Source organism: Peribacillus sp. ACCC06369 (genome assembly GCF_030348945.1).
Classification (GTDB): domain Bacteria; phylum Bacillota; class Bacilli; order Bacillales; family DSM-1321; genus Peribacillus.
This window is the reverse complement of record NZ_JAUCEN010000002.1, coordinates 2,732,660-2,751,184: the sequence shown is the minus strand read 5'-3', so window position 1 is coordinate 2,751,184 and position 18,525 is coordinate 2,732,660. Positions and strand designations below refer to the sequence as shown.

Below are 18,525 nucleotides of genomic sequence, written 5' to 3'. Positions count from 1 at the left end.
TCAAGGTTTATAAGGGGATTGAAATTTATAAAACTTGCCTTTTTTTCGCCTGTTCACGTACAATGAAAGAAGGGGGAAAGGGGAATGAGCCATTCATGCAAGCAACCTCTCAAAGAATAAAAAATGTTCAGCCGATACGGCGGCTGGATCACATAGATAAGATGAAAAAGTCACTATTAAAATATTGCAGCTATAGGGATTATATGATGTTTTCCATCGGGATAAACATCGGGTTACGTATTGGGGATCTATTGCAATTGCGAGTGAAAGATATCCTTGAGGGTACGCATATAGTCATTGTGGAGCAAAAGACAGATAAAATTAAGCGGTTCCTGGTCAATCCTCAACTTCGTAAGGAAGTAAGGAAATATGTCCGGAAGATGAACTTGAAAAATGAACAGTATTTATTTCCAAGTCGAAAAGGGAATGGTCCAATAACTAGGGTACAGGCCTACAGGGTCTTGAACAAAGCAGCTGAAATGGCAGACATTCCGGATGTAGGTACACATACTCTTCGAAAAACTTTCGGCTATTTACATTACCAAAAGTTCAAGGATATTGCGTTACTGCAGCAAATCCTTAATCACTCCAATCCAAAAGATACGATGATTTACATAGGACTCACACAGGATTTAATGGACGAAACATTGATGGATTTCTATTATTAACTGAACGGGACGAGTTACAGCTCTCATGTATTACTTAGTATTTTTTTTATGATCACCATAGTCCTACAATGGCGGGATTCCAGTGCAAACATTATTTCGATATAACTGGATGGTTAGAGAAGACTGGTATCGTTGGTGTGGTGAGGTGAACGAAGAAGAACTTCTTCGTTCCAGAACTGGCGGAGTGGGGAGCATTTTGCAAACACTCTTCCATATAGTTGATGTAGAGTGGAGTTGGATACGCCTTTTACAAGGTAAAAAAGACTTCACTGAGAGTTTTGAAAAATATAAGAGTTTGGATCAGGTCATGAAATTGGATGCTGTTTTTCGGACGGAAGTGAATAACTTTGTATACAATTGGAATGTGGTTATGGAAAATAAATTATTTCATGATACTATGCCAGATGGAAAAATCGTAACAGATACTTGGGGTGAGATTATGCGGCATGTCATTGCTCACGAAATTCACCATGTAGGACAAATATCAGTTTGGGCAAGAGAAGCAGGGAAAAAGCCTGTTTCTGCAAACCTTATTGGACGGGGACTTATCTCATCCGAATGACTTCCTCAAAAAAAGACTATTGTATAGTCTTTTTTTTGTTGAGAAAAATAGACTCATTTTCTAGAGGGATAATTATCAACACATTATATTAGAAGCATTTGTGATGTAACAGCTCTTAGTTACCATAATATTATTATGGTAACTAGGGAGTCGTCAATTGTAAACATAAAAGAACCCTATCGTTAAGATAGGGTTCTTTTTATAGCTTATTTAATCGCAATATGTATTTCCACTTTTCCATCAGGATAATATTTTTCGAAATCCAGACTATAATCCCTGTTCAATTTTTTTTCATCTTCCAACCGCCATATCTTTTTCCACGTTTCACCTATGGAATGTTCATCTTGTAGACATTCAAACACTTCGTATTCATGATCTGGAATGATCAATTTTTCATTCGATACAGGGGTTTCGGTAGCTATAGATAAAGTATAATCTCCTCGATAGTTGCTTACGTACTGATGATAAATCCCATATTTCATATCATTATCAATTGGATAATCATTTGTTTTGCCCCACAACGATCTAATTTTCTCGAAAAGATCCTTATCAGAGAAATTATTAGTCCGTATTTCGCCAATAAGATAGACTTCATTACTCATAAACTAGCAACCCCTCATTTGTATAAATTTGGTTATTGTATCAATGATATCATAATCACAAAAGATGACCAATTAAAAACTTGTGAATTTTAATGGTCTTTAAAAAAATGCAAAGTTATTTATATAGTTGATTCTGATTTCACAGTATCAAATTATTTCGAGGAATGGAAAATGAGATTTATGTTCATATGTGATGTTTACCTAATGTATTGTATCCAGTAATTTTGTAATTGGATACAATATATTTAATTTTCAGTATTGTAATCGCTTTATTTAGTTGATATAGTTAAAATTGTATCCAATATTGAAAGGTGGACGCTGAATTGGATAAATCTAATTCGAATAAAGATAAATCAACAATTGTTAAAAATGTGACAAAAAGCCTCAGGAAAGCGATTTTGAATGGGACGTTGAAAAAGGGGGAGCGACTCATCCAAGAGGAATGGGCTGATCGCCTGGAAGTAAGCAGAATGCCCATTCGCGAAGCCCTTACACAGCTTCAAATGGAAGGGTTGGTGGAAATGGTTCCTCATAAAGGAGCAATTGTAACACCGATTACCCGGGATGATATTGAAGAAATTTATCATACAAGGTCTCTACTTGAAGGCCTTGCCGTGGAAAAATCGCTTCCTTATTTAACAAAGGAGGATAAAGAAAAATTAAAGGGAATTTTGATTGAAATGGAAGGAATTCAGTTATCTGATGAAACCAATGAGCATTATATCATTTTGAATGCGGCTTTTCATGAAACCCTCCGAAAAGGTTGCCCATGGCCAAGGGTTCAAAAAATGGTAGAAACACTAGGGATCTCACCCATTGCGCCGAATTTGCTGATTGACCATTACCCAGAAACGCAACGGGAACACCGGATGATATATGAAGCGGCACTAAGAGGGGATCCTGCAGAACTAAGGGCAGCAGTAGAATTTCACATCTTACGGACTAAGAACAATTTAATATCGTATATGGAGTTGCTGAATACTAAAAATCATCAATAAAAGGAGTGTTAATTGTGTATGATTTCGCAATTGTTGGTGGGGGAATTGTAGGATTATCGACGGGAATGGCACTTTATCAGCGTTTTCCTAATGCTAAAGTGGTAGTCATTGAAAAAGAGGCTGTTGTTGCAGATCATCAAACGGGGCATAACAGCGGCGTCATCCATTCAGGAATTTATTATAAACCAGGCAGTTTCAAGGCACGGTTTGCCCGTCAAGGAAGCAAATCAATGACGGAATTCTGCCGGATGCATGGAATTGAACATGATATTTGCGGGAAAGTCATTGTTGCAACAAAGCCAGAAGAGATGCCCCTACTGGATGATTTATATTCACGCGGTTTGCAAAATGAACTAGCTATACAAAAAATCGGTGTGGGTGAGTTAAAGGAAATCGAACCGCATGTTAATGGACTAGGTGCAATTCGCGTCCCGCAAGCCGGCATCGTCAATTATCGTCAGGTAAGTGAAAAGATGGCGGATATCATCCGAGGCAACGGGGGTGAAATTAAGCTGAATACAAAGGTGGAGAAGATTGACGAGGATTTTGATGATGTCATCATCGACACAAACAACGGTACCATAAAGGCAAGGATGGTCATTAATTGCGCAGGGTTGCACAGTGATCGTATCGCAGCAGCTGCAGGGTATAAAACTGATATGAAAATTGTCCCGTTTCGCGGTGAGTATTTTAAATTGAAGCCTGATAAACGCTTCCTTGTCAATCATTTAATATATCCGGTACCTAACCCGAAATTCCCATTTCTGGGGGTTCATTTTACGCGGATGATTAGCGGAGAAGTAGATGCTGGTCCCAATGCTGTACTAAGTTTCAAACGGGAAGGATATAAAAAGACCGACTTCAATGCGAAAGATTTGACTGAAGTTTTAAGCTATAAAGGTTTTTGGAAGCTGGCCAGTAAATTCATGAAGGAAGGGATGGATGAATATGTCCGTTCATTTAGTAAAAAGCAATTCACGAAAAGCCTGCAGGAATTAATTCCGGAAATTCAAGCGGATGATTTAATCCCTGCACCTGCTGGAGTCCGGGCCCAGGCGTTACAAGATGATGGTAATATGGTGGATGATTTTCATATTATCATGGGAAAACGGACCATTCATGTATGTAATGCACCATCACCTGCTGCAACAGCTTCGATTGAAATTGGAAAAGAGGTTGTAAACCGCATTCCGGAACAATCACACTTATTGGAAGCCATATTAACAAAATAAAATTCGAGAGGAAGAAGCCTCATGTTTAATGGTAAAACAATTTTTATTGCTGGTCATGCCCGTTTACCTCAGGGGATGGCAGCGAAAAGTGTATTTGAAACATTGACCATTACTGCAGAAGTAGATGCTAAATATGGGGTTGTCCTGGAAGCTTCTTGCACACTGGCAACAGAACATGGCCGGGAATTTATTGGGCGTTTGTTAAAAGGGGCCAGTTTAAATGATGGTGTTGATGACTTGCTAGAAATGATTCAATCTTATTATCGTGGGAAAGCAGCTAATGCATTGATTGCGGCCTTGAAGGACCTTGATCTCCATTTTCAGCAAATTAAAGCTGGAGAAAAAACAAAACTACCAAGTTAGTAATTTGATTTATCAGAATAATATGAAAAAAGTGTTGACAATTTTGCGAAAAAACGTTTTAATGGAATTAAGCCAATATTATGACATTAACACCTTTTGGAAAACTCCATTTCAGAATCGTGTAAAGATCTTAATAATTGGAAACAGGAAAAATAAATCATACATAAACTGCATATTCGCTGTGACTCTATTTACATAGAGCAGTGAAGTGAATATAAGCCAGTTGTACAGTTGGATTCCTATTTTATTTGGGGACCATGTGCGACTGGCTTTTTATATTTCCCGTTAACTTTGTCACCTATATTACAAATAACAGGAGGAATTATTCATGAGCATTGCAGAAAAAAAGAGAGCGAAGTTTGAAAGGAAAACAGAAAAATACGAGGTGAAAGTTCACCCTCAAACCAGCCGATTATATCATATTGAAATTTCAAAAGAGGCAATTGCCGCTTTTTTAGAAACTGTATCGAAGGATAATCAGTCTGTTCAACATCTGGAATATACACCATATGCACGACTCATCGTTGCATCATATCTATTGGATCAAGTGGGGGAAGACTTTGGTGAAGTGCTTCGGAACATCGTTCATGACCGGGAATCTGGCGGCTTCACCCTCGGCTTGGAGGGTGTCACGGAAAATACAGATGAATATGTCATTTTTGCGACGGCCATTTCATACTTGCTGGGGACTCCAAACCATGATGCCATGTCAGGAAAATATTATGCCCGCTTTAGTGTTCAAGATACGGATAGCAGTGATTCATATTTGCGTCAGGCCTATCGTTTATTTACACTTCATACGGACGGAACATTTGTAGATGAACCAACTGACTGGTTACTAATGATGAAGATGATCGAACAAAATGCCCGCGGTGGCGAATCACGTTTATTGCACCTAGACGATTGGAAAGAGCTTGATACGTATGTTAATCATCCATTATCTAGCCAAAAATTCACGTATAAGTCTCCAAAAAGCAAGAACATTGATCAGGAAATTGAAAGATTGACTTTCTTCAATCATAATAACAAACCTGGTGTATGTTTTATCGATCAATTTGTTTATCCTGAATCAATCGAACAAGCCAAATACTTACGCGATTTATCCAATTCATTAGAAAACGATGAAAGTGTACTTGAACTGGAACTGCCTGTTGGAGATTTAGTTGTCGTCAACAATATATTTTGGCTTCACGGCCGCGCTGCATTTGAAAAAGATCCAAACCTGAACCGTGAATTACTTCGCCAGCGCGGAAGATTCAATCAATAGTTTCATTTTGTAAACCCAAATGTTTTTTCATCCCCAAATAACATTTTTAAGATAAATTCCTTTCAACCCTTTGGTTGGAAAGGAATTTATCTTTTTTTTGCTTTGTTAAAGAATAATGTTGTTATTTGATTTGCTCGAACGGTCGTTCTACAATGAAATAAAATTACTGAGAGCGAGTGAGTTTTAATGGCGTTAGCGGACATAATTAACCAAATCAGAAATCTTAGCCAAAGAGACCAGCAGCGATTGAAGGAGTTCTTCACAAACTCATTAGGGAGTGCGGGAGAAACAGAGTCTGTATTCACTGATGTATCAGAATAGAAACACAAAGACGGCTACACCTGCACCCATTGTCCATCCACTAATGGCATTCGCTTCTGTAAATTTCAAGTAAAAACTACAATCAATACCAATGAACATCAAAGATACCGCTGCAAAGAGTGCGGTAAAACATTCACAGATATGACGAACACTCCTCTTCACAGAACTCATATGCCTAGTAAATGGCTTCAGTTCATCGAATGTATGATTGAAAGGTATTCCCTTCGGAAATCAGCTTAACTCATTGGTGCTCATTATGTGACGCTTTTTCTTTTCGAAGGCATAGTAGAAATGGATGAAACCTATTTCCTCTATTCCGAGAAAGGAAAACGGAATATCCAAGGTCGAAAAACAAGGTTACGCGGTGGTAGTTCGGAGTTTAGAGGAATAAGTAAGGACCAAGTATGCGTTCTTATAGCCAGAGACCGCCAAAAGAGAACGTTTTCCAAAACAATAGGAAAAGGGCGTATTATAAAAAAGAGTTTGGACGAAGCGTTAGGTTCCAAGCTATCAATACAAAATGTTCTATGTACGGATGCTTGGCGGGCGTTTATGACTTATGCCAAAGAAAAAGGAATTGAGCGTCATCGCTTTAAAGTAAATGGTAGGGAGCGAGTTAAAGGGATTTTTCACATCCAGAATGTAAATAGTTATCACAGCCGTTTAAAGAGCTGGATGGAGCGTTTTAATGGTGTAGCGACTAAATATCTAGACCATTATTTGAGCTGGTTCCCATTCTTAGACACCATCAAACATATAAAAGATAACTTTACGATAACCAAAATGGTTTTAGACAGTTGTTCTTTCTCAGTTAACACAACTTATGATAAACTAAGGATATCAGAATTTTCCAAATAACAGAACGTTCATTGTTCCGTTAAAGGGCCAGTTTAATTGAACAAGGAAATGGCATGACACCTTAATTAGTGAGCTATCTACAACACGCCGCAAATATTTTTACCAAAGGGATTATCTATTAAAGGGATTAAATTGGAGGGAATAGAAAATGGATGTAAAGACACTTTTGTTACAACAATGGGCAAGCTGCTTAGATGAAGAAGACTGGTTTCCACCACTTGAAAAAGTGCTAGAGGACATCACTTTTGAACAGGCAATTTGGAAACCAGCTGATGGGGCAATGAATTCCATTTGGGAATTAGTTTGTCATTTACTTTTCTTTGAAAAAAGATATATGATGCGATTTCTTGGTGAAACAGCGAATGAACCACAGGCAGAAAATAATGACTCTACATTTCGATTACCAACTGAGACGTTAGAAAATTGGAAGGAAACAAAACAAGAATATTTTTATGTTCATCGCGAACTTGGAAAAATACTAGCAAAATCAGAACATGAAGATTTGTATAGACAGGTTCCAGGAGATAATTCATTAGTGCTTGAACTGAAGAGTTTAGCAATGCACGACGCATATCATATTGGGCAAATTGTATTCCTTAGTAAAATGCAAGGTGCTTGGGCAGCGAAACGCAGCTTTTAAAAAAGCTTCATTAGCTTTACAGTTATTCCATTATAGGGGGCTTTAATGGAATAAGAACGGGAACGTCCAAAACGGACGTTCCCATATTTTATACCTAAAAAACAACAATACTACTTAACAAAGCCTTTTTTTTAAAAAAACTGACCTAGGAAAGTTCCAGAGTCAGTTGATTTAATACGTTCATTATCCAGATAGGTAATGTTTTGGCAGTTATGTTAAAAGCGCACCTCTAACATCATACTTTTCTAAATCGATATCGATTTTTCTATCAAGTGCGAGGTTTGCCAATTGGGAGCCTATATAGGGGCCCATAGTTAAACCGGAAGCTCCAAGACCATTGGCTATGATAATTCCTTCCCAATTAGGTAAAGGACCAATAACCGGAAGGAATCCAGGCGTGAATGGACGAAATCCGACCCGCGCTTCAACAAACGTACTATCCGACAAGCCTGGAGCGGTATGCAGGGCCTTATTGAAAACTTCCTGCAGCCCTCCTGCAGTCATTCGGTTATCGAAGACGTCCGTGTTTTCATGAGTCGCCCCAGCAACGATCTTATTATTATCGAAAGCCAAAAGATATTGATCACTGGGAGGCATGACCACAGGCCAGTTATTCGTATTTGTATTTGGTGCTTCCAGATGAATGATTTGAGCCTTTTGGAAGCTGACTTGAAAATTCAGGCCCAGTGGTTTCAGTAATTCCGGTGCCCAAGCTCCAGCACAAACAATCACTTTATCAGCAGGTATGATTTCATCTTCAAGTGTTACACCTGTAACATGTGCACCATTATATGAAAGTATAGCCTCACCATACATAAGTTTCGCACCGTTTTTTTGTGATGCCCTCAATAAGGAATCACGTAGCGCTCGTCCATCGACTCGAGCGGCCCCACTCACGTGAACTGCTGCATATTCACTGGAAAGAGGCGGGAATAAGGCATTTGTTTTCTCTGCAGAAAGTAATGTGATCGTCCCGATCTCCGGTGCATCTTCTTTCCGTTTTTCCGCTCGGTTCTTCATGGCAATCAGTTTTTCTTCATCTGTATGTAAACTTATGGCCCCGACTTGGGCATAACCAGTCTCCGTTTCCCCATCCTGTTCAAGTTCTTCAATTAAACCCGGATAGAAAGCAGCTCCATTTTTAGCAAGGAGATACCAAGCTTGATTGCGCCTTTGCGAAATCCATGGGCACACGATTCCTGCAGCAGCAGAAGTTGCCTGTCCATCATCTTGGCGGTCTATTATGATAACCTCAGCTCCACTTTTAGCCAGCTGATAGGCAGTGGAAGCTCCCAGAATCCCTGCACCAACTACAATGATTTTTTGCATATTTAACATCTCATTTCTCTCTTATATATATATACGCTTACCATTACTATATCGAAGACACGAAACGATTGCCACAGCCGATATTGTAATTTCTTTCACAAAGTTATTTTATCTGTATTGAATATGCTATGATTGAAATTGCGAAAGCTTGAAAAGATATTAGGAGGACATAACATGCTAAAAAAACAAATGGAATCATACATATCGAAATCCGTAATCGAAAACAAGGTTGAGTTGTTCAAAGAAGAAAGGGATTATGCAGAAAAGCATAAATTAATCGCAGATGATATCATAATAGTGGAAAAAGAAAATGCATCCCGTTTTACTGATGCTTATATCGAGCGCAGTAATAAAGAGAGCGAAGAATTGATTTCTGAAGAGAACTCTGCATTTTTATCACAACCGATCGGGTATTTGAAAAATAATAAAGAAGAATTCCTTTACTTTGAATCCAAATGGTTTGAATTAATCGGTGTTGAAGCACTTTCGTTGGAAGTGGATGATGTTTTCGGTACTTATAACGCGATGTTCGGATTGAAATTCCAGAAAAAAATGGGAGAGGTTTTAAAAACCTATTTAACAAAGGAACTTCAAGAAGGCATTGGATCATTCAGTTTAATGTTTAACCAGGGTGACGGACTATGGGATGTGAATTTTGCCTTGGATAACGTAAAAGGTTTTCGAGAGGACATGTCATTGGAACAAGCTTTCAATTTAATTTATCATTTTCTATTTATCCTTGTTCAAACAATCGAGGAAGATATGTAAAACGAGAAACCGCCATCAATTGATGGCGGTTTTTCTTTATACATGCCCTTAGCCACTGGTTAATCTTCTTAGATTTATCCAATTGGCCATAAATGTAGATGATGATTAGAGGAACTGCAAATAATTCGTCGAATTGATTAATAATATACCTTTATTTAACAATGTTCATTTCGAACTTATAAAATTGAAAGTTACATCGGAAGGAGAAGTTATACTTGCTGAATGAATTGAAAGTTACTCAGGTTACCATTCCAATGCCTTTTAGGTTGGACCATGTCCATTGTTTCCTGGCAGAAGGTGAAAAAGGGTGGACAATCATTGATACGGGATTAAATAATAACACTACAAGGGATATATGGAACCCCATTATTGAAAAACATGATATTACCGATATTATCATCACCCACTATCACCCAGACCATTTCGGGTATGCAGGAGCTTTACAACAATTAACCAGTGCAGATGTTTGGATGACAAAAGTGGATGAACATGCGGGAACTACGTATTGGGAAGCGGATTCTCTGAATAAGCTTAAAGAAAATTATGAGGCATGCGGGATGAAAGACGAAATAGCTGTCGCCTTATCTAGTGACGAAAGCAGCTTTATGCCACAAGTAAAACCCTATCCTACTGTAAATCATCATCTTGACGAAGGATTGAAGCTACGTTTTGGCAAATATGAGTATGAAGTGATCTTCACGCCGGGGCATTCAGATGGCCTGATTTCCTTATACAATAAGGAAAATAGTGTCCTTTTCTCAACAGATCATATATTGCCCAGGGTATCTCCTAATATTTCTTATTGGTTTAAGGGTTTAAGCAACCCATTGGAAGAGTTTTTTACTTCTTTAAAAAAAATTCAAAAGTTGGACGTAGAATATGTCATCCCTTCACATGGGAAACCATTTCAAAATGCCAATAAAAGAATTGTTGAATTATTGGATCACCATCAGGACCGGTTGCATGTAATTCATGAAAACATGAAAGAGCCGATTACTGTTAAAAGTGCATGCAATATCTTATTTGGAAATCTACCCATTCACGAAACTAGGTTTGCTGTTGGTGAAACATTGGCTCACCTTGAATACCTTCTTTTGAATGACCAATGCAGAAAGTTTAAACGTGATGGCAAATGGTATTATCAATCCATTTGATATATTGAACATTGAATCTAGCTCATATCATATGAGCTTTTTTTTGATTTAACAACGAATGTCAAACTGTCCCATATTCTAATTGATTTATTATAGTAAGAGGTCTGGTTTACATAATATTGTAAATTATACAGCTACATGCGCTACCTTAATTGATAAAGAAAAAACCGCCCATCACAATTTGGGCGGCGGTTTTTTCATTGTCTAACTCCTATTAGTCCCTTAACTTCTTTCATGATATCTTCAAGGGATGTGACTATTCCTTTATCGTCCTTATAGCTAATGTGCTTCGGTTGAAAATGAATGGGCGAATCCAAACCAGCAGCGGCTGAGATTCGATATAATCCTTTTCTAAGGGTAACAAGAAAGTTGACCACGCGGTATTTCTTTTCATCGATGACAAGTGCCTTTTGCAATTCTGGATCGGTGGTTGCTACCCCGACAGGGCAAGCATTGGATTGACATTTCATCGTCTGTATACATCCAATGGCAATCATGAAACCTCGAGCTATGTTAACAAGGTCGGCCCCCATGGCAAGAGCTATCGCTATTCTATCAGGCGTGAACAATTTACCGGAGGCGATGATTTTTACCCGATTGCGGACACCGTACTTTTCCAGGGTCGATACTAAAATCGGCAAAGCGGATTTTATCGGTAATCCTACGCTATCGATCAATTCCTGATAAGATGCACCCGTGCCGCCTTCACCGCCATCCAATGAAATGAAATCCGGACCTTTCCCGGTTTCTTTCATATAGCTAGCTAGCTCTTCAACACTTTCATTGCCACCGATGACCATTTTGATACCGACCGGGATGCCTGTATGGTCCCTGATTTTTTCGATAAAATCGCACATGGATTCTACGTCATTGAATTGATGAAACCGATTCGGACTATCGATAGCTTTGTACGGTACGACCTTACGGATTTCAGCGATTTCGGGATTAACTTTTTCAGCATCAATATGTCCTCCACGAGTTTTGGCACCTTGAGCCAATTTGATTTCAAATGCTTTGATTTCTGGTATTTCACTTTTTCTTTTTAACTCATCCCAATCCATTTCGCCGATACTATCACGAACCCCAAACATGGCAGGACCGATTTGCATGATAATATCGACGCCCCCAATTAAATGATAAGGAGAAAGTCCACCTTCCCCTGTATTCATCCATGTGCCTTTTGCGGCGGCCAATCCCTCAGACAGGGCAGTGATTGCATTTTTCCCCAAAGAGCCATAACTCATGGCGGACATGCCGATAAGACCTTTTAATCGAAAGGGATTCTTAGTGTTTGGGCCGATGATCACGGCATCTTCATCATCCAATAAGAATGCAGAGGATTCTACATCTCCCCATTGTTCTTCTCGCTGTGAGAAAAGCGGGTCTTTCAAAAGAATGTATCTTTTAGTCGTTACTTTTGTTTCTCTATCGTATTTTTCTTCTTCGGCCAATTTTGGGAACATGCTATTATTAACAAAAAAACCTTCTTCATCAAAGTCCCGTTTTGAACCAAAACCAATGACATCTCGTAAATATTTTGAACTTTTCACCATATGTTCATAGTCATCTCGGGAAAAGGGTTTTCCTTCATTATCACTGTTAAACCAATATTGCCGCATTTCAGGGCCGATTTTTTCCAGAAAGTAACGTATCCTCCCAAGCACTGGGTAATTCCTTAAAATTGCATGATGCTTCTGCATGCGGTCAAAGAAAATCATATAAAGTAATAGGAAAAACAAGACAATGATGATGATGAAGATAATGGAAAATCCAAGGATTATTAAAATATTTGCGATACCACTCATCCAATCCCTCCTGATATGGAAAAAAATCATGTAATGTTAATCTACTCGGTACCTCGATCAATTATACAGAATTCCAATGTAAGGTCTTAATAGGGATAGAAACGAAAAAAATTTAAATGAGCAGTCTTATTTCACAATTTCCTTCAACGATTTTTTTAATCGGTATATAAAGGAATTACGATTTATATACATTCTTTTTGCACATTCCCCGATATTTAAGTTACTTAGGAAAATGGTGCAGAGTTTCAAACCATGGAGGGTGAGGGACCATTATTTTATTATAGCTAAAAAATTAAATACATTATGTCATACTAATTTTCATTTAGTTTGGGCGATGACTAACATATTCCCTAAGATTATAATTAAATAAATATTAAAATAAATTCAAAGGGGGCCTGAGAATGAAAATTGTCATTGCACCAGATTCTTATAAGGGAAGTTTGTCAGCATGCATTAGAGGCTTTCGAAAGCAATCGAGCGAGGGGTGAGGAAGGCTATGCCGGATGCCAAGACAGAATTGGTTCCTGTAGCGGATGGTGGTGAAGGTACGATGGATAGCCTTGTGACAGTTACAAACGGGCGAAAAGTTGAAGTGACCGTTAAAGGACCTTTATTTGAAGACATACCGGCAGCATATGGAATCTTGGGGGATCAAGAAACATGTGTGATTGAAATGGCTAGTGCATCCGGTTTATGCCTAGTCAATCCAGAAGAGTTGAACCCATTGATCACTACTACATACGGTACAGGAGAGCTCATTCAAAAAGCATTGGATGATGGCTGTCGAAAGTTCATTTTAGCAATTGGGGGGTAGCGCTACCAACGACGCCGGCGTTGGAATGCACCAGGCTTTGGGAATGAGGGCATTTGATGCAGTTGGTAATCCGCTGGGATTCGGTGGAGCCGAATTGTCGCGCATATCAGAAATAAATACGGAGGATTTTAATCCAAGAATAGCAGATTCCGAGTTTTTGATTGCCTCGGATGTTCAAAATCCGTTAGTCGGGCCGGAAGGGGCATCAAGTGTATTCGGATCCCCAAAAAGGGGCGACTCCTGCCATGGTTGAGATGCAAGATAAGGCTTTAACATCATGGGCTGATTTAGTGGAAGTCAAGACAGGCATTCACTTGCATGATAAAGCTGGTGCTGCATGTGGAATCGGTAGTGCCTTTCAACCCTTTTTCAATGCGGAAACAAAAAGGGGCGTAGATATTGTTATGGAATATACGAAACTGGGTGAAAAACTATACGATGCTGATTGTGTCTTTACGGGTGAGGACCTAATCGATTACCTAACAGCTTTAGAAAAAACACCGATGGGAGTTGCACAAGAAGCGAAAAAGCATGGTATTCCCGTATTCGTTTTGGCTGGATCAATCGGAACTGGTATTGAAGCTTTATATGATCATGGAATAACAAGTGTTCATAGTCTGGTGAAAGCTCCAATACCTTTAAAGGAAGCTATGGAAAGAGGAGCTGAATTTTTGGAATTTTCAGCTGAACAAGTAATGCGGACCTTTTTGGCAGCGAATAGTCTTGGTTATTGCGTGTTCTGGCGACAACCAAATGTAAGCTTCATCCGTTCTTATCGTTACTTCTAGGCACTTTATTTGTGGGTTTTGCCCTGGGATGCCTCTAAATCAGATTGTGGAGAAAATTAACGGCGGTTTTTGCAGACTGATGACAAGCATTGGACTTGTAATCGTTTTCGGTACAATAATCGGAACATAGTAATAATGGACAAACGGAGAGGCGTAAAACGCTTCTCTTTTTTATGCTTTCAATAAATTATAATTTCATTTTTATGTTGGTGTAAGAACTAAAATAGTGTATGATGCATAGTATAAGGTATGGTGTACGTCACATAGTATAGAGAAGAGGTGATTGGATGAGCAATTTACTGAATTCATTAACAACTGAGCTGCGCAGAGGCACTTTAACGCTAGCTGTTCTAAGTCAGCTCAAAACCCCTCAGTATGGGTACTCGCTTGTCCAGCGTTTAGAGAAGTCGGGAATTACCATTGATCAAAGTACTTTATATCCTTTGCTTCGCCGCCTGGAAAAACAAGAATTGGTGACCAGCAGCTGGGATACTTCTGAAAGTAGACCGCGCAAGTATTATTCTTTAAGTGATTATGGGGGAGAAATTTTCATTCAGTTAAAGCAAGAATGGGAAAAAACGTCACAAGAACTTTATATATTATTAAAAGGAGAGGAAGAAGATGGAGCTGATTGAACTTTATATTCAGGAAGTGACTCGCAGGCTGCCAGAAAAAAGTCGGGAGGATATTGCGCTTGAGCTTCAGTCAACAATCGAAGATATGCTTCCGGAGAATCATACGGAGCAAGATGTAAAAGCGGTTCTATTAAAATTAGGAGATCCTGTTACACTGGCTAGTGGTTATCGCGATCGCCCGATGCATCTGATTGGACCACGTTATTATGATGTATATATCAGTCTGTTGAAAATGATTTTGCCTATCGCTGCAGTTATATCACTAATCGGGTTAGTAGGGGATAATCCGTTTCGGGATATGGGGGATAATACGGTTATGGACGCGGTTCTCACCATAATCGGGAAAGCGATAGCAGGTATCATCAGTACAGGTATCCAAGTGTTTTTCTGGCTAACGCTTTCATTTGCCATTTTAGAACGCATGGATACTTCAAAAGACCAGTCTCCTTTAACGAAAGATTTGAAACCATGGACACCGGAAAACCTAAAAGATATTCCGAACATTTCAAAGAAAAAGGCCATTCATATGATCGAGGTCTTTGCAAGTTTGTTAGGTCTTTCTGTATTTGCGGCCCTTTATTTCAATGCAGCAAACCTCCTTGGCGTCTATGAAAAAAGAAATGGCAGCCTCATTTTTGTGACACCTTCTTTCAATCAAGAGGTATTGAATTCCTATTGGCTGCTGGTTTCTTGCGTCGTAATCTTTGGAGTGATCTTGGCCATATACAAATTATTCTTGAGACAGTGGACTCTGAAACTTGCTTTTTTCCATGCCATTTACCAGCTGCTATCCACTCTGACTTTCATCATCGTCATCAGTAATCCGAATTTATTGAATCCGGAATTCATTGCATACGAAATGACACTGTTTTCAATTGATGATTCAATTGATGAATGGAAAAACTCGATTTACTGGGGGCTTATATTCATCACAATCTTTTTTGCCGCCTACGATTCCTATCAAGGCTTTCGAAAAGCAAAAATCCGTTAAGGCACAGCATCCTTGCTGTGTTTTTTTGTATGAGGGTTTAATTGGTAAGTGGGGAAGGGAGGGAGATAATTCAAGGCTGTGAGCTGATATGAAGGCACTACTGGGTATTTCTCAAGTACTAGCGGGAAACAAAAAAACCTCATATGTTATATAGTTTATAGCTAACTATACGGCATATGAGGTATGGCATTTAACCCATTTTTTTATTGAACTGCATCGAACTGATTAACTTTCCACTTAGATCCGGACTTATAAAAGGTTACAGTTCTTTTTACTGATTCACCGTCGACTGTAGGTACAGTTAAATTGTAGGATCTTACGTTTAATTTTTGATAGACTAATTTAATTTTTGCTTTTTTCCACAACAACATGCTGTCGCCGTCTCCGATAGGACGGGCTAATTTCCCTTTATGGGTAATGTAGTTATATTTATTCAGGCCTTTTTCAACTGCATTATTGGTAAATGTCTCTGCTAAGTAGTTAGTCAATTTAGCTTTTGTATTGAATTCTTGGCAAAGGTATGAATACTCTGTCCCTTTATAATTGAATGTTTTTTGTGAACATGAACGATTAGTGTACCCATGTAATGCATTCCAAAAATGTTTGCTGGCATTATCGGCTATCTTTAATGCATTTACGTTTGATAAATTCTGTGATGTGGTTTGTGCGGTAACTTGAGCACTCAATGTGAAAAATAGAATGATAATGGATAATAGTATACCTGAAAATTTTTTCATACTTAATCTCCCCAATCCCTAATATCTTATGTAACGAAAGTTTAATTAATATTACAATTGTTACATTTATATTACAACATGATTATCATAAGTAAAAGAGAAATATTGTTAATTTTTAAATTTAATTTTAGTTTTCATTAAATATACATAAATTGTTCACTTTATTCTTTTTGAAAGGAGCGTTCATCCAGTTGTAAAATGAAATGGTGATATGGAAGGACAACGGCTGTTACATACTTCATATTCCACTAACTGGCCTATTTAAAACCCAGTAGTTAATTCTTTTGCAATATCTGGACAAGTTAATTCAATATATTTTCATTTATATCAATATATGTGCAAAGAACTGAAATTTCCTGGTTAGAACCCTAAAATAAAAAAATAAAGGTTTGACAACCTTTCTAATCTTACCGTATGATAAACAATATAATTGAATACATTCTCCTAAGGGGAGTAGCTTTTACAACAATATCGTCATTACGGAGTTCATAGCTCTCGGTGTTGTTGGCAGCATATTGTTGTTAGCCAGACCTTACCTATGGGTAAAGGTCTATTTTATTTTAGTAAACCTTTACCAAAATGTGTAAAGGTTTTTTTGTAGTGATGCATACTTAGGAAATGTATGAACTTTTGGGTTGATAATAGAAACAAATAAATATAAATGGAGTGTGTTCTTTGATACTTAGAAAATCTTTGTTACTTTTAGGGATAGGTTCGGCACAAATTGATTTAATCCTTTCGAAAAATACGTATAAATCTGGTGAATGTATAAATGGGTATTTCTTGATTAAAGGTGGTACACAAGAGCAAAGAATAAGGAGAATTGAATGTGATTTAATAATGGATACTCATTCGACAGGGATGGAAAATACCCTTAAGACGAGCACCATTTTATCTTCAAGTGTGATTAAGTCTGGGGAAAGTAATGAAATTCCTTTTAACTTTTGTCTGCCTACGTTGGAGGAGCCTTATAAGCGAGGGGTTTCCTATCGCCTTAAAACGAGACTCATACTTGATAAAGGGATAATAGGCAAAGATGACGACTGGCTTTTAATCGATTCTGAATAAAGTGGAAATGTAGGTGGAACATGGACTTCTTGAATATAACTGAGCGTGCTTTGGATATCCTGGAAGAATTCTTATTAATGAGGCTTTTTATATTGGCATTACTGTTAATGGCGGTTTATTATATTTTGAATAAAATGGTCGAATGGTTCTTTAAGAGGTCCGCCTTTTTTGATGAAGAAGTGGAAAAAACGATACAGGGGGTTACTCGTTCTACACTTAGGTACGGCATTGCTGCGATTTTCCTCATTTATCTGATTGGACAGTTCATAGACCTAAAAGGAATTTTAGCTGGAGCTGGGATTGTAGGGGTCGTTATCGGATTTGCGGCGCAGCAAATGCTTAAAGATATCTTATTGGGATTTGTAAGGCTGTCAGATAATGAATTCCGAGTAGGGAATTTTGTGACTTTCAATGGGACAAGTTCCGGAACCGTAGAGGAAATCGGTATCCGGTTCATGCAGATCAGGGAATGGTCAGGAAAATTGCTGACAATCCCACACAGTGAAATCAGGACGATTCAAAATTTTAATAAAGGGAGAATGCGAATCATTGAGCGCATTACAGTAAGTTACCAAGAAAATCCTGAAAAGGTAAAACGGCTGTTGGAAGATATATGCATTATCTGCAATGAGAAGTATGGTGAAACCCTGCTAAGGCTAGAGGATGGTACACCTGAAGAGGATTTTAGATACATTGGCATTACGGATTTAAATCCGAATCTCAAATATGTTGGATATGAACTATGCTTAGTCGGACTTGTTAAACCTGAACATTACTTTGAAACAGCAAGAAGTGTGAGGTTTGAAATGATGACTGCTTTACATGAGCATCAAATTCTAATGCCATCATCCCATTTGCTTGTACAAGCAAATCAGAATCATGAACGTATGATGGGGAACTGAAAAGAAGAATCACACTTGCTTGA

22 protein-coding genes and 1 pseudogene are annotated in these 18,525 nt (G+C 38.3%); 18 read left to right on the top strand and 5 right to left on the bottom strand.

Features of this window, described 5'->3' with window-relative positions; translation table 11 throughout:
* Nucleotides 1-161 precede the first annotated feature (161 nt).
* Both QUF78_RS14215 and QUF78_RS14210 read left to right on the top strand, forming a co-directional pair.
* Nucleotides 162-668, top strand: coding sequence for a tyrosine-type recombinase/integrase (locus QUF78_RS14215; RefSeq protein ID WP_483313848.1), 507 nt, complete (start codon nucleotides 162-164; stop codon nucleotides 666-668).
* 82 nt (nucleotides 669-750) lie between these two features.
* A complete protein-coding gene (locus QUF78_RS14210; RefSeq protein WP_289325162.1) occupies nucleotides 751-1,230 on the top strand; it encodes a DinB family protein in 480 nt (159 codons plus the stop codon).
* A gap of 206 nt (nucleotides 1,231-1,436) precedes the next feature.
* On the opposite strand, the gene QUF78_RS14205 is transcribed toward QUF78_RS14210, so the two are convergent.
* A complete protein-coding gene (locus QUF78_RS14205) occupies nucleotides 1,437-1,832 on the bottom strand; it encodes a GyrI-like domain-containing protein (protein WP_289325161.1) in 396 nt (131 codons plus the stop codon).
* Between the two features lie 323 nt (nucleotides 1,833-2,155).
* On the opposite strand from QUF78_RS14205, the gene QUF78_RS14200 reads away from it, so the two are divergent.
* The 6 genes and pseudogenes from QUF78_RS14200 (at nucleotide 2,156) to QUF78_RS14175 (ending at nucleotide 7,511) form a co-directional block, all read left to right on the top strand.
* Entirely contained in the window at nucleotides 2,156-2,830 is a 675-nt protein-coding gene (locus QUF78_RS14200; RefSeq protein WP_289325160.1) for a GntR family transcriptional regulator, read from the top strand.
* 14 nt (nucleotides 2,831-2,844) lie between these two features.
* On the top strand, nucleotides 2,845-4,062 hold the full coding sequence (lhgO, locus tag QUF78_RS14195; RefSeq protein WP_289325159.1) for an L-2-hydroxyglutarate oxidase: 1,218 nt from the start codon (nucleotides 2,845-2,847) through the stop codon (nucleotides 4,060-4,062).
* Between the two features lie 21 nt (nucleotides 4,063-4,083).
* A complete protein-coding gene (locus QUF78_RS14190; protein ID WP_289325158.1) occupies nucleotides 4,084-4,425 on the top strand; it encodes a DUF3870 domain-containing protein in 342 nt (113 codons plus the stop codon).
* A 328-nt stretch (nucleotides 4,426-4,753) separates the two neighbouring features.
* A complete protein-coding gene (gene glaH, locus QUF78_RS14185) occupies nucleotides 4,754-5,692 on the top strand; it encodes a glutarate dioxygenase GlaH (RefSeq protein ID WP_289325157.1) in 939 nt (312 codons plus the stop codon).
* Between the two features lie 186 nt (nucleotides 5,693-5,878).
* A pseudogene (locus QUF78_RS14180) lies at nucleotides 5,879-6,871 on the top strand (IS1595 family transposase).
* Between the two features lie 148 nt (nucleotides 6,872-7,019).
* A complete protein-coding gene (locus QUF78_RS14175; protein ID WP_289325156.1) occupies nucleotides 7,020-7,511 on the top strand; it encodes a DinB family protein in 492 nt (163 codons plus the stop codon).
* A gap of 210 nt (nucleotides 7,512-7,721) precedes the next feature.
* On the opposite strand, the gene QUF78_RS14170 is transcribed toward QUF78_RS14175, so the two are convergent.
* A complete protein-coding gene (locus QUF78_RS14170; RefSeq protein WP_289325155.1) occupies nucleotides 7,722-8,840 on the bottom strand; it encodes an NAD(P)/FAD-dependent oxidoreductase in 1,119 nt (372 codons plus the stop codon).
* Between the two features lie 174 nt (nucleotides 8,841-9,014).
* On the opposite strand from QUF78_RS14170, the gene QUF78_RS14165 reads away from it, so the two are divergent.
* Together QUF78_RS14165 and QUF78_RS14160 are read left to right on the top strand one after the other, a co-directional pair.
* On the top strand, nucleotides 9,015-9,608 hold the full coding sequence (locus QUF78_RS14165) for a branched-chain amino acid aminotransferase (RefSeq protein WP_289325154.1): 594 nt from the start codon (nucleotides 9,015-9,017) through the stop codon (nucleotides 9,606-9,608).
* A gap of 215 nt (nucleotides 9,609-9,823) precedes the next feature.
* Complete coding sequence (locus QUF78_RS14160; protein WP_289325153.1) at nucleotides 9,824-10,762, top strand: MBL fold metallo-hydrolase; 939 nt, start codon at nucleotides 9,824-9,826, stop codon at nucleotides 10,760-10,762.
* 197 nt (nucleotides 10,763-10,959) lie between these two features.
* Here QUF78_RS14160 and QUF78_RS14155 read toward each other — a convergent pair whose 3' ends face one another.
* On the bottom strand, nucleotides 10,960-12,567 hold the full coding sequence (locus QUF78_RS14155; protein WP_289325152.1) for an FMN-binding glutamate synthase family protein: 1,608 nt from the start codon (nucleotides 12,565-12,567) through the stop codon (nucleotides 10,960-10,962).
* A 126-nt stretch (nucleotides 12,568-12,693) separates the two neighbouring features.
* Complete coding sequence (locus QUF78_RS27880) at nucleotides 12,694-12,816, bottom strand: helix-turn-helix domain-containing protein (protein ID WP_353957912.1); 123 nt, start codon at nucleotides 12,814-12,816, stop codon at nucleotides 12,694-12,696.
* A gap of 247 nt (nucleotides 12,817-13,063) precedes the next feature.
* On the opposite strand from QUF78_RS27880, the gene QUF78_RS27875 reads away from it, so the two are divergent.
* The 6 genes from QUF78_RS27875 (at nucleotide 13,064) to QUF78_RS14135 (ending at nucleotide 15,795) form a co-directional block, all read left to right on the top strand.
* Nucleotides 13,064-13,381 carry a glycerate kinase gene (locus tag QUF78_RS27875; RefSeq protein ID WP_353957911.1) on the top strand — a complete coding sequence of 106 codons (318 nt, stop codon included), beginning with the start codon at nucleotides 13,064-13,066 and terminating at the stop codon, nucleotides 13,379-13,381.
* Between the two features lie 43 nt (nucleotides 13,382-13,424).
* Nucleotides 13,425-13,634 carry a glycerate kinase gene (locus QUF78_RS27870; protein WP_353957910.1) on the top strand — a complete coding sequence of 70 codons (210 nt, stop codon included), beginning with the start codon at nucleotides 13,425-13,427 and terminating at the stop codon, nucleotides 13,632-13,634.
* Nucleotides 13,627-14,169 (top strand): glycerate kinase, encoded by a 543-nt coding sequence (locus QUF78_RS27865; RefSeq protein WP_353957909.1) that lies wholly within the window; start codon nucleotides 13,627-13,629, stop codon nucleotides 14,167-14,169. Before QUF78_RS27870 ends, QUF78_RS27865 begins: the two co-directional genes overlap by 8 nt.
* A gap of 28 nt (nucleotides 14,170-14,197) precedes the next feature.
* On the top strand, nucleotides 14,198-14,299 hold the full coding sequence (locus QUF78_RS28030) for a hypothetical protein (protein ID WP_289325151.1): 102 nt from the start codon (nucleotides 14,198-14,200) through the stop codon (nucleotides 14,297-14,299).
* Nucleotides 14,300-14,456: 157 nt separating this feature from the next.
* On the top strand, nucleotides 14,457-14,804 hold the full coding sequence (locus tag QUF78_RS14140; protein ID WP_289325150.1) for a PadR family transcriptional regulator: 348 nt from the start codon (nucleotides 14,457-14,459) through the stop codon (nucleotides 14,802-14,804).
* Nucleotides 14,791-15,795 carry an HAAS signaling domain-containing protein gene (locus QUF78_RS14135; protein WP_289325149.1) on the top strand — a complete coding sequence of 335 codons (1,005 nt, stop codon included), beginning with the start codon at nucleotides 14,791-14,793 and terminating at the stop codon, nucleotides 15,793-15,795. Before QUF78_RS14140 ends, QUF78_RS14135 begins: the two co-directional genes overlap by 14 nt.
* A 203-nt stretch (nucleotides 15,796-15,998) precedes the next feature.
* On the opposite strand, the gene QUF78_RS14130 is transcribed toward QUF78_RS14135, so the two are convergent.
* Nucleotides 15,999-16,532, bottom strand: coding sequence for an IseA DL-endopeptidase inhibitor family protein (locus QUF78_RS14130; protein WP_289325148.1), 534 nt, complete (start codon nucleotides 16,530-16,532; stop codon nucleotides 15,999-16,001).
* A gap of 675 nt (nucleotides 16,533-17,207) precedes the next feature.
* Here QUF78_RS14130 and QUF78_RS14125 point away from each other — a divergent pair.
* Nucleotides 17,208-17,600 carry a sporulation protein gene (locus QUF78_RS14125; protein WP_289325147.1) on the top strand — a complete coding sequence of 131 codons (393 nt, stop codon included), beginning with the start codon at nucleotides 17,208-17,210 and terminating at the stop codon, nucleotides 17,598-17,600.
* Between the two features lie 20 nt (nucleotides 17,601-17,620).
* A complete protein-coding gene (locus QUF78_RS14120; RefSeq protein WP_289325146.1) occupies nucleotides 17,621-18,502 on the top strand; it encodes a mechanosensitive ion channel family protein in 882 nt (293 codons plus the stop codon).
* Nucleotides 18,503-18,525 lie beyond the last annotated feature (23 nt).

What these genes read in the sequence shown, in the direction of transcription:
- QUF78_RS14215 (WP_483313848.1), top strand. Translation starts at nt 162, where the DNA reads ATGAAAAAGTCACTATTAAAATATTGCAGCTATAGGGATTATATGATG.
- QUF78_RS14205 (WP_289325161.1), bottom strand. Translation starts at nt 1,832, where the DNA reads ATGAGTAATGAAGTCTATCTTATTGGCGAAATACGGACTAATAATTTC.
- QUF78_RS14190 (WP_289325158.1), top strand. Translation starts at nt 4,084, where the DNA reads ATGTTTAATGGTAAAACAATTTTTATTGCTGGTCATGCCCGTTTACCT.
- glaH (WP_289325157.1), top strand. Translation starts at nt 4,754, where the DNA reads ATGAGCATTGCAGAAAAAAAGAGAGCGAAGTTTGAAAGGAAAACAGAA.
- QUF78_RS14175 (WP_289325156.1), top strand. Translation starts at nt 7,020, where the DNA reads ATGGATGTAAAGACACTTTTGTTACAACAATGGGCAAGCTGCTTAGAT.
- QUF78_RS14170 (WP_289325155.1), bottom strand. Translation starts at nt 8,840, where the DNA reads ATGCAAAAAATCATTGTAGTTGGTGCAGGGATTCTGGGAGCTTCCACT.
- QUF78_RS14165 (WP_289325154.1), top strand. Translation starts at nt 9,015, where the DNA reads ATGCTAAAAAAACAAATGGAATCATACATATCGAAATCCGTAATCGAA.
- QUF78_RS14155 (WP_289325152.1), bottom strand. Translation starts at nt 12,567, where the DNA reads ATGAGTGGTATCGCAAATATTTTAATAATCCTTGGATTTTCCATTATC.
- QUF78_RS27875 (WP_353957911.1), top strand. Translation starts at nt 13,064, where the DNA reads ATGCCGGATGCCAAGACAGAATTGGTTCCTGTAGCGGATGGTGGTGAA.
- QUF78_RS27870 (WP_353957910.1), top strand. Translation starts at nt 13,425, where the DNA reads ATGAGGGCATTTGATGCAGTTGGTAATCCGCTGGGATTCGGTGGAGCC.
- QUF78_RS27865 (WP_353957909.1), top strand. Translation starts at nt 13,627, where the DNA reads ATGGTTGAGATGCAAGATAAGGCTTTAACATCATGGGCTGATTTAGTG.
- QUF78_RS28030 (WP_289325151.1), top strand. Translation starts at nt 14,198, where the DNA reads ATGCCTCTAAATCAGATTGTGGAGAAAATTAACGGCGGTTTTTGCAGA.
- QUF78_RS14140 (WP_289325150.1), top strand. Translation starts at nt 14,457, where the DNA reads ATGAGCAATTTACTGAATTCATTAACAACTGAGCTGCGCAGAGGCACT.
- QUF78_RS14135 (WP_289325149.1), top strand. Translation starts at nt 14,791, where the DNA reads ATGGAGCTGATTGAACTTTATATTCAGGAAGTGACTCGCAGGCTGCCA.
- QUF78_RS14130 (WP_289325148.1), bottom strand. Translation starts at nt 16,532, where the DNA reads ATGAAAAAATTTTCAGGTATACTATTATCCATTATCATTCTATTTTTC.
- QUF78_RS14120 (WP_289325146.1), top strand. Translation starts at nt 17,621, where the DNA reads ATGGACTTCTTGAATATAACTGAGCGTGCTTTGGATATCCTGGAAGAA.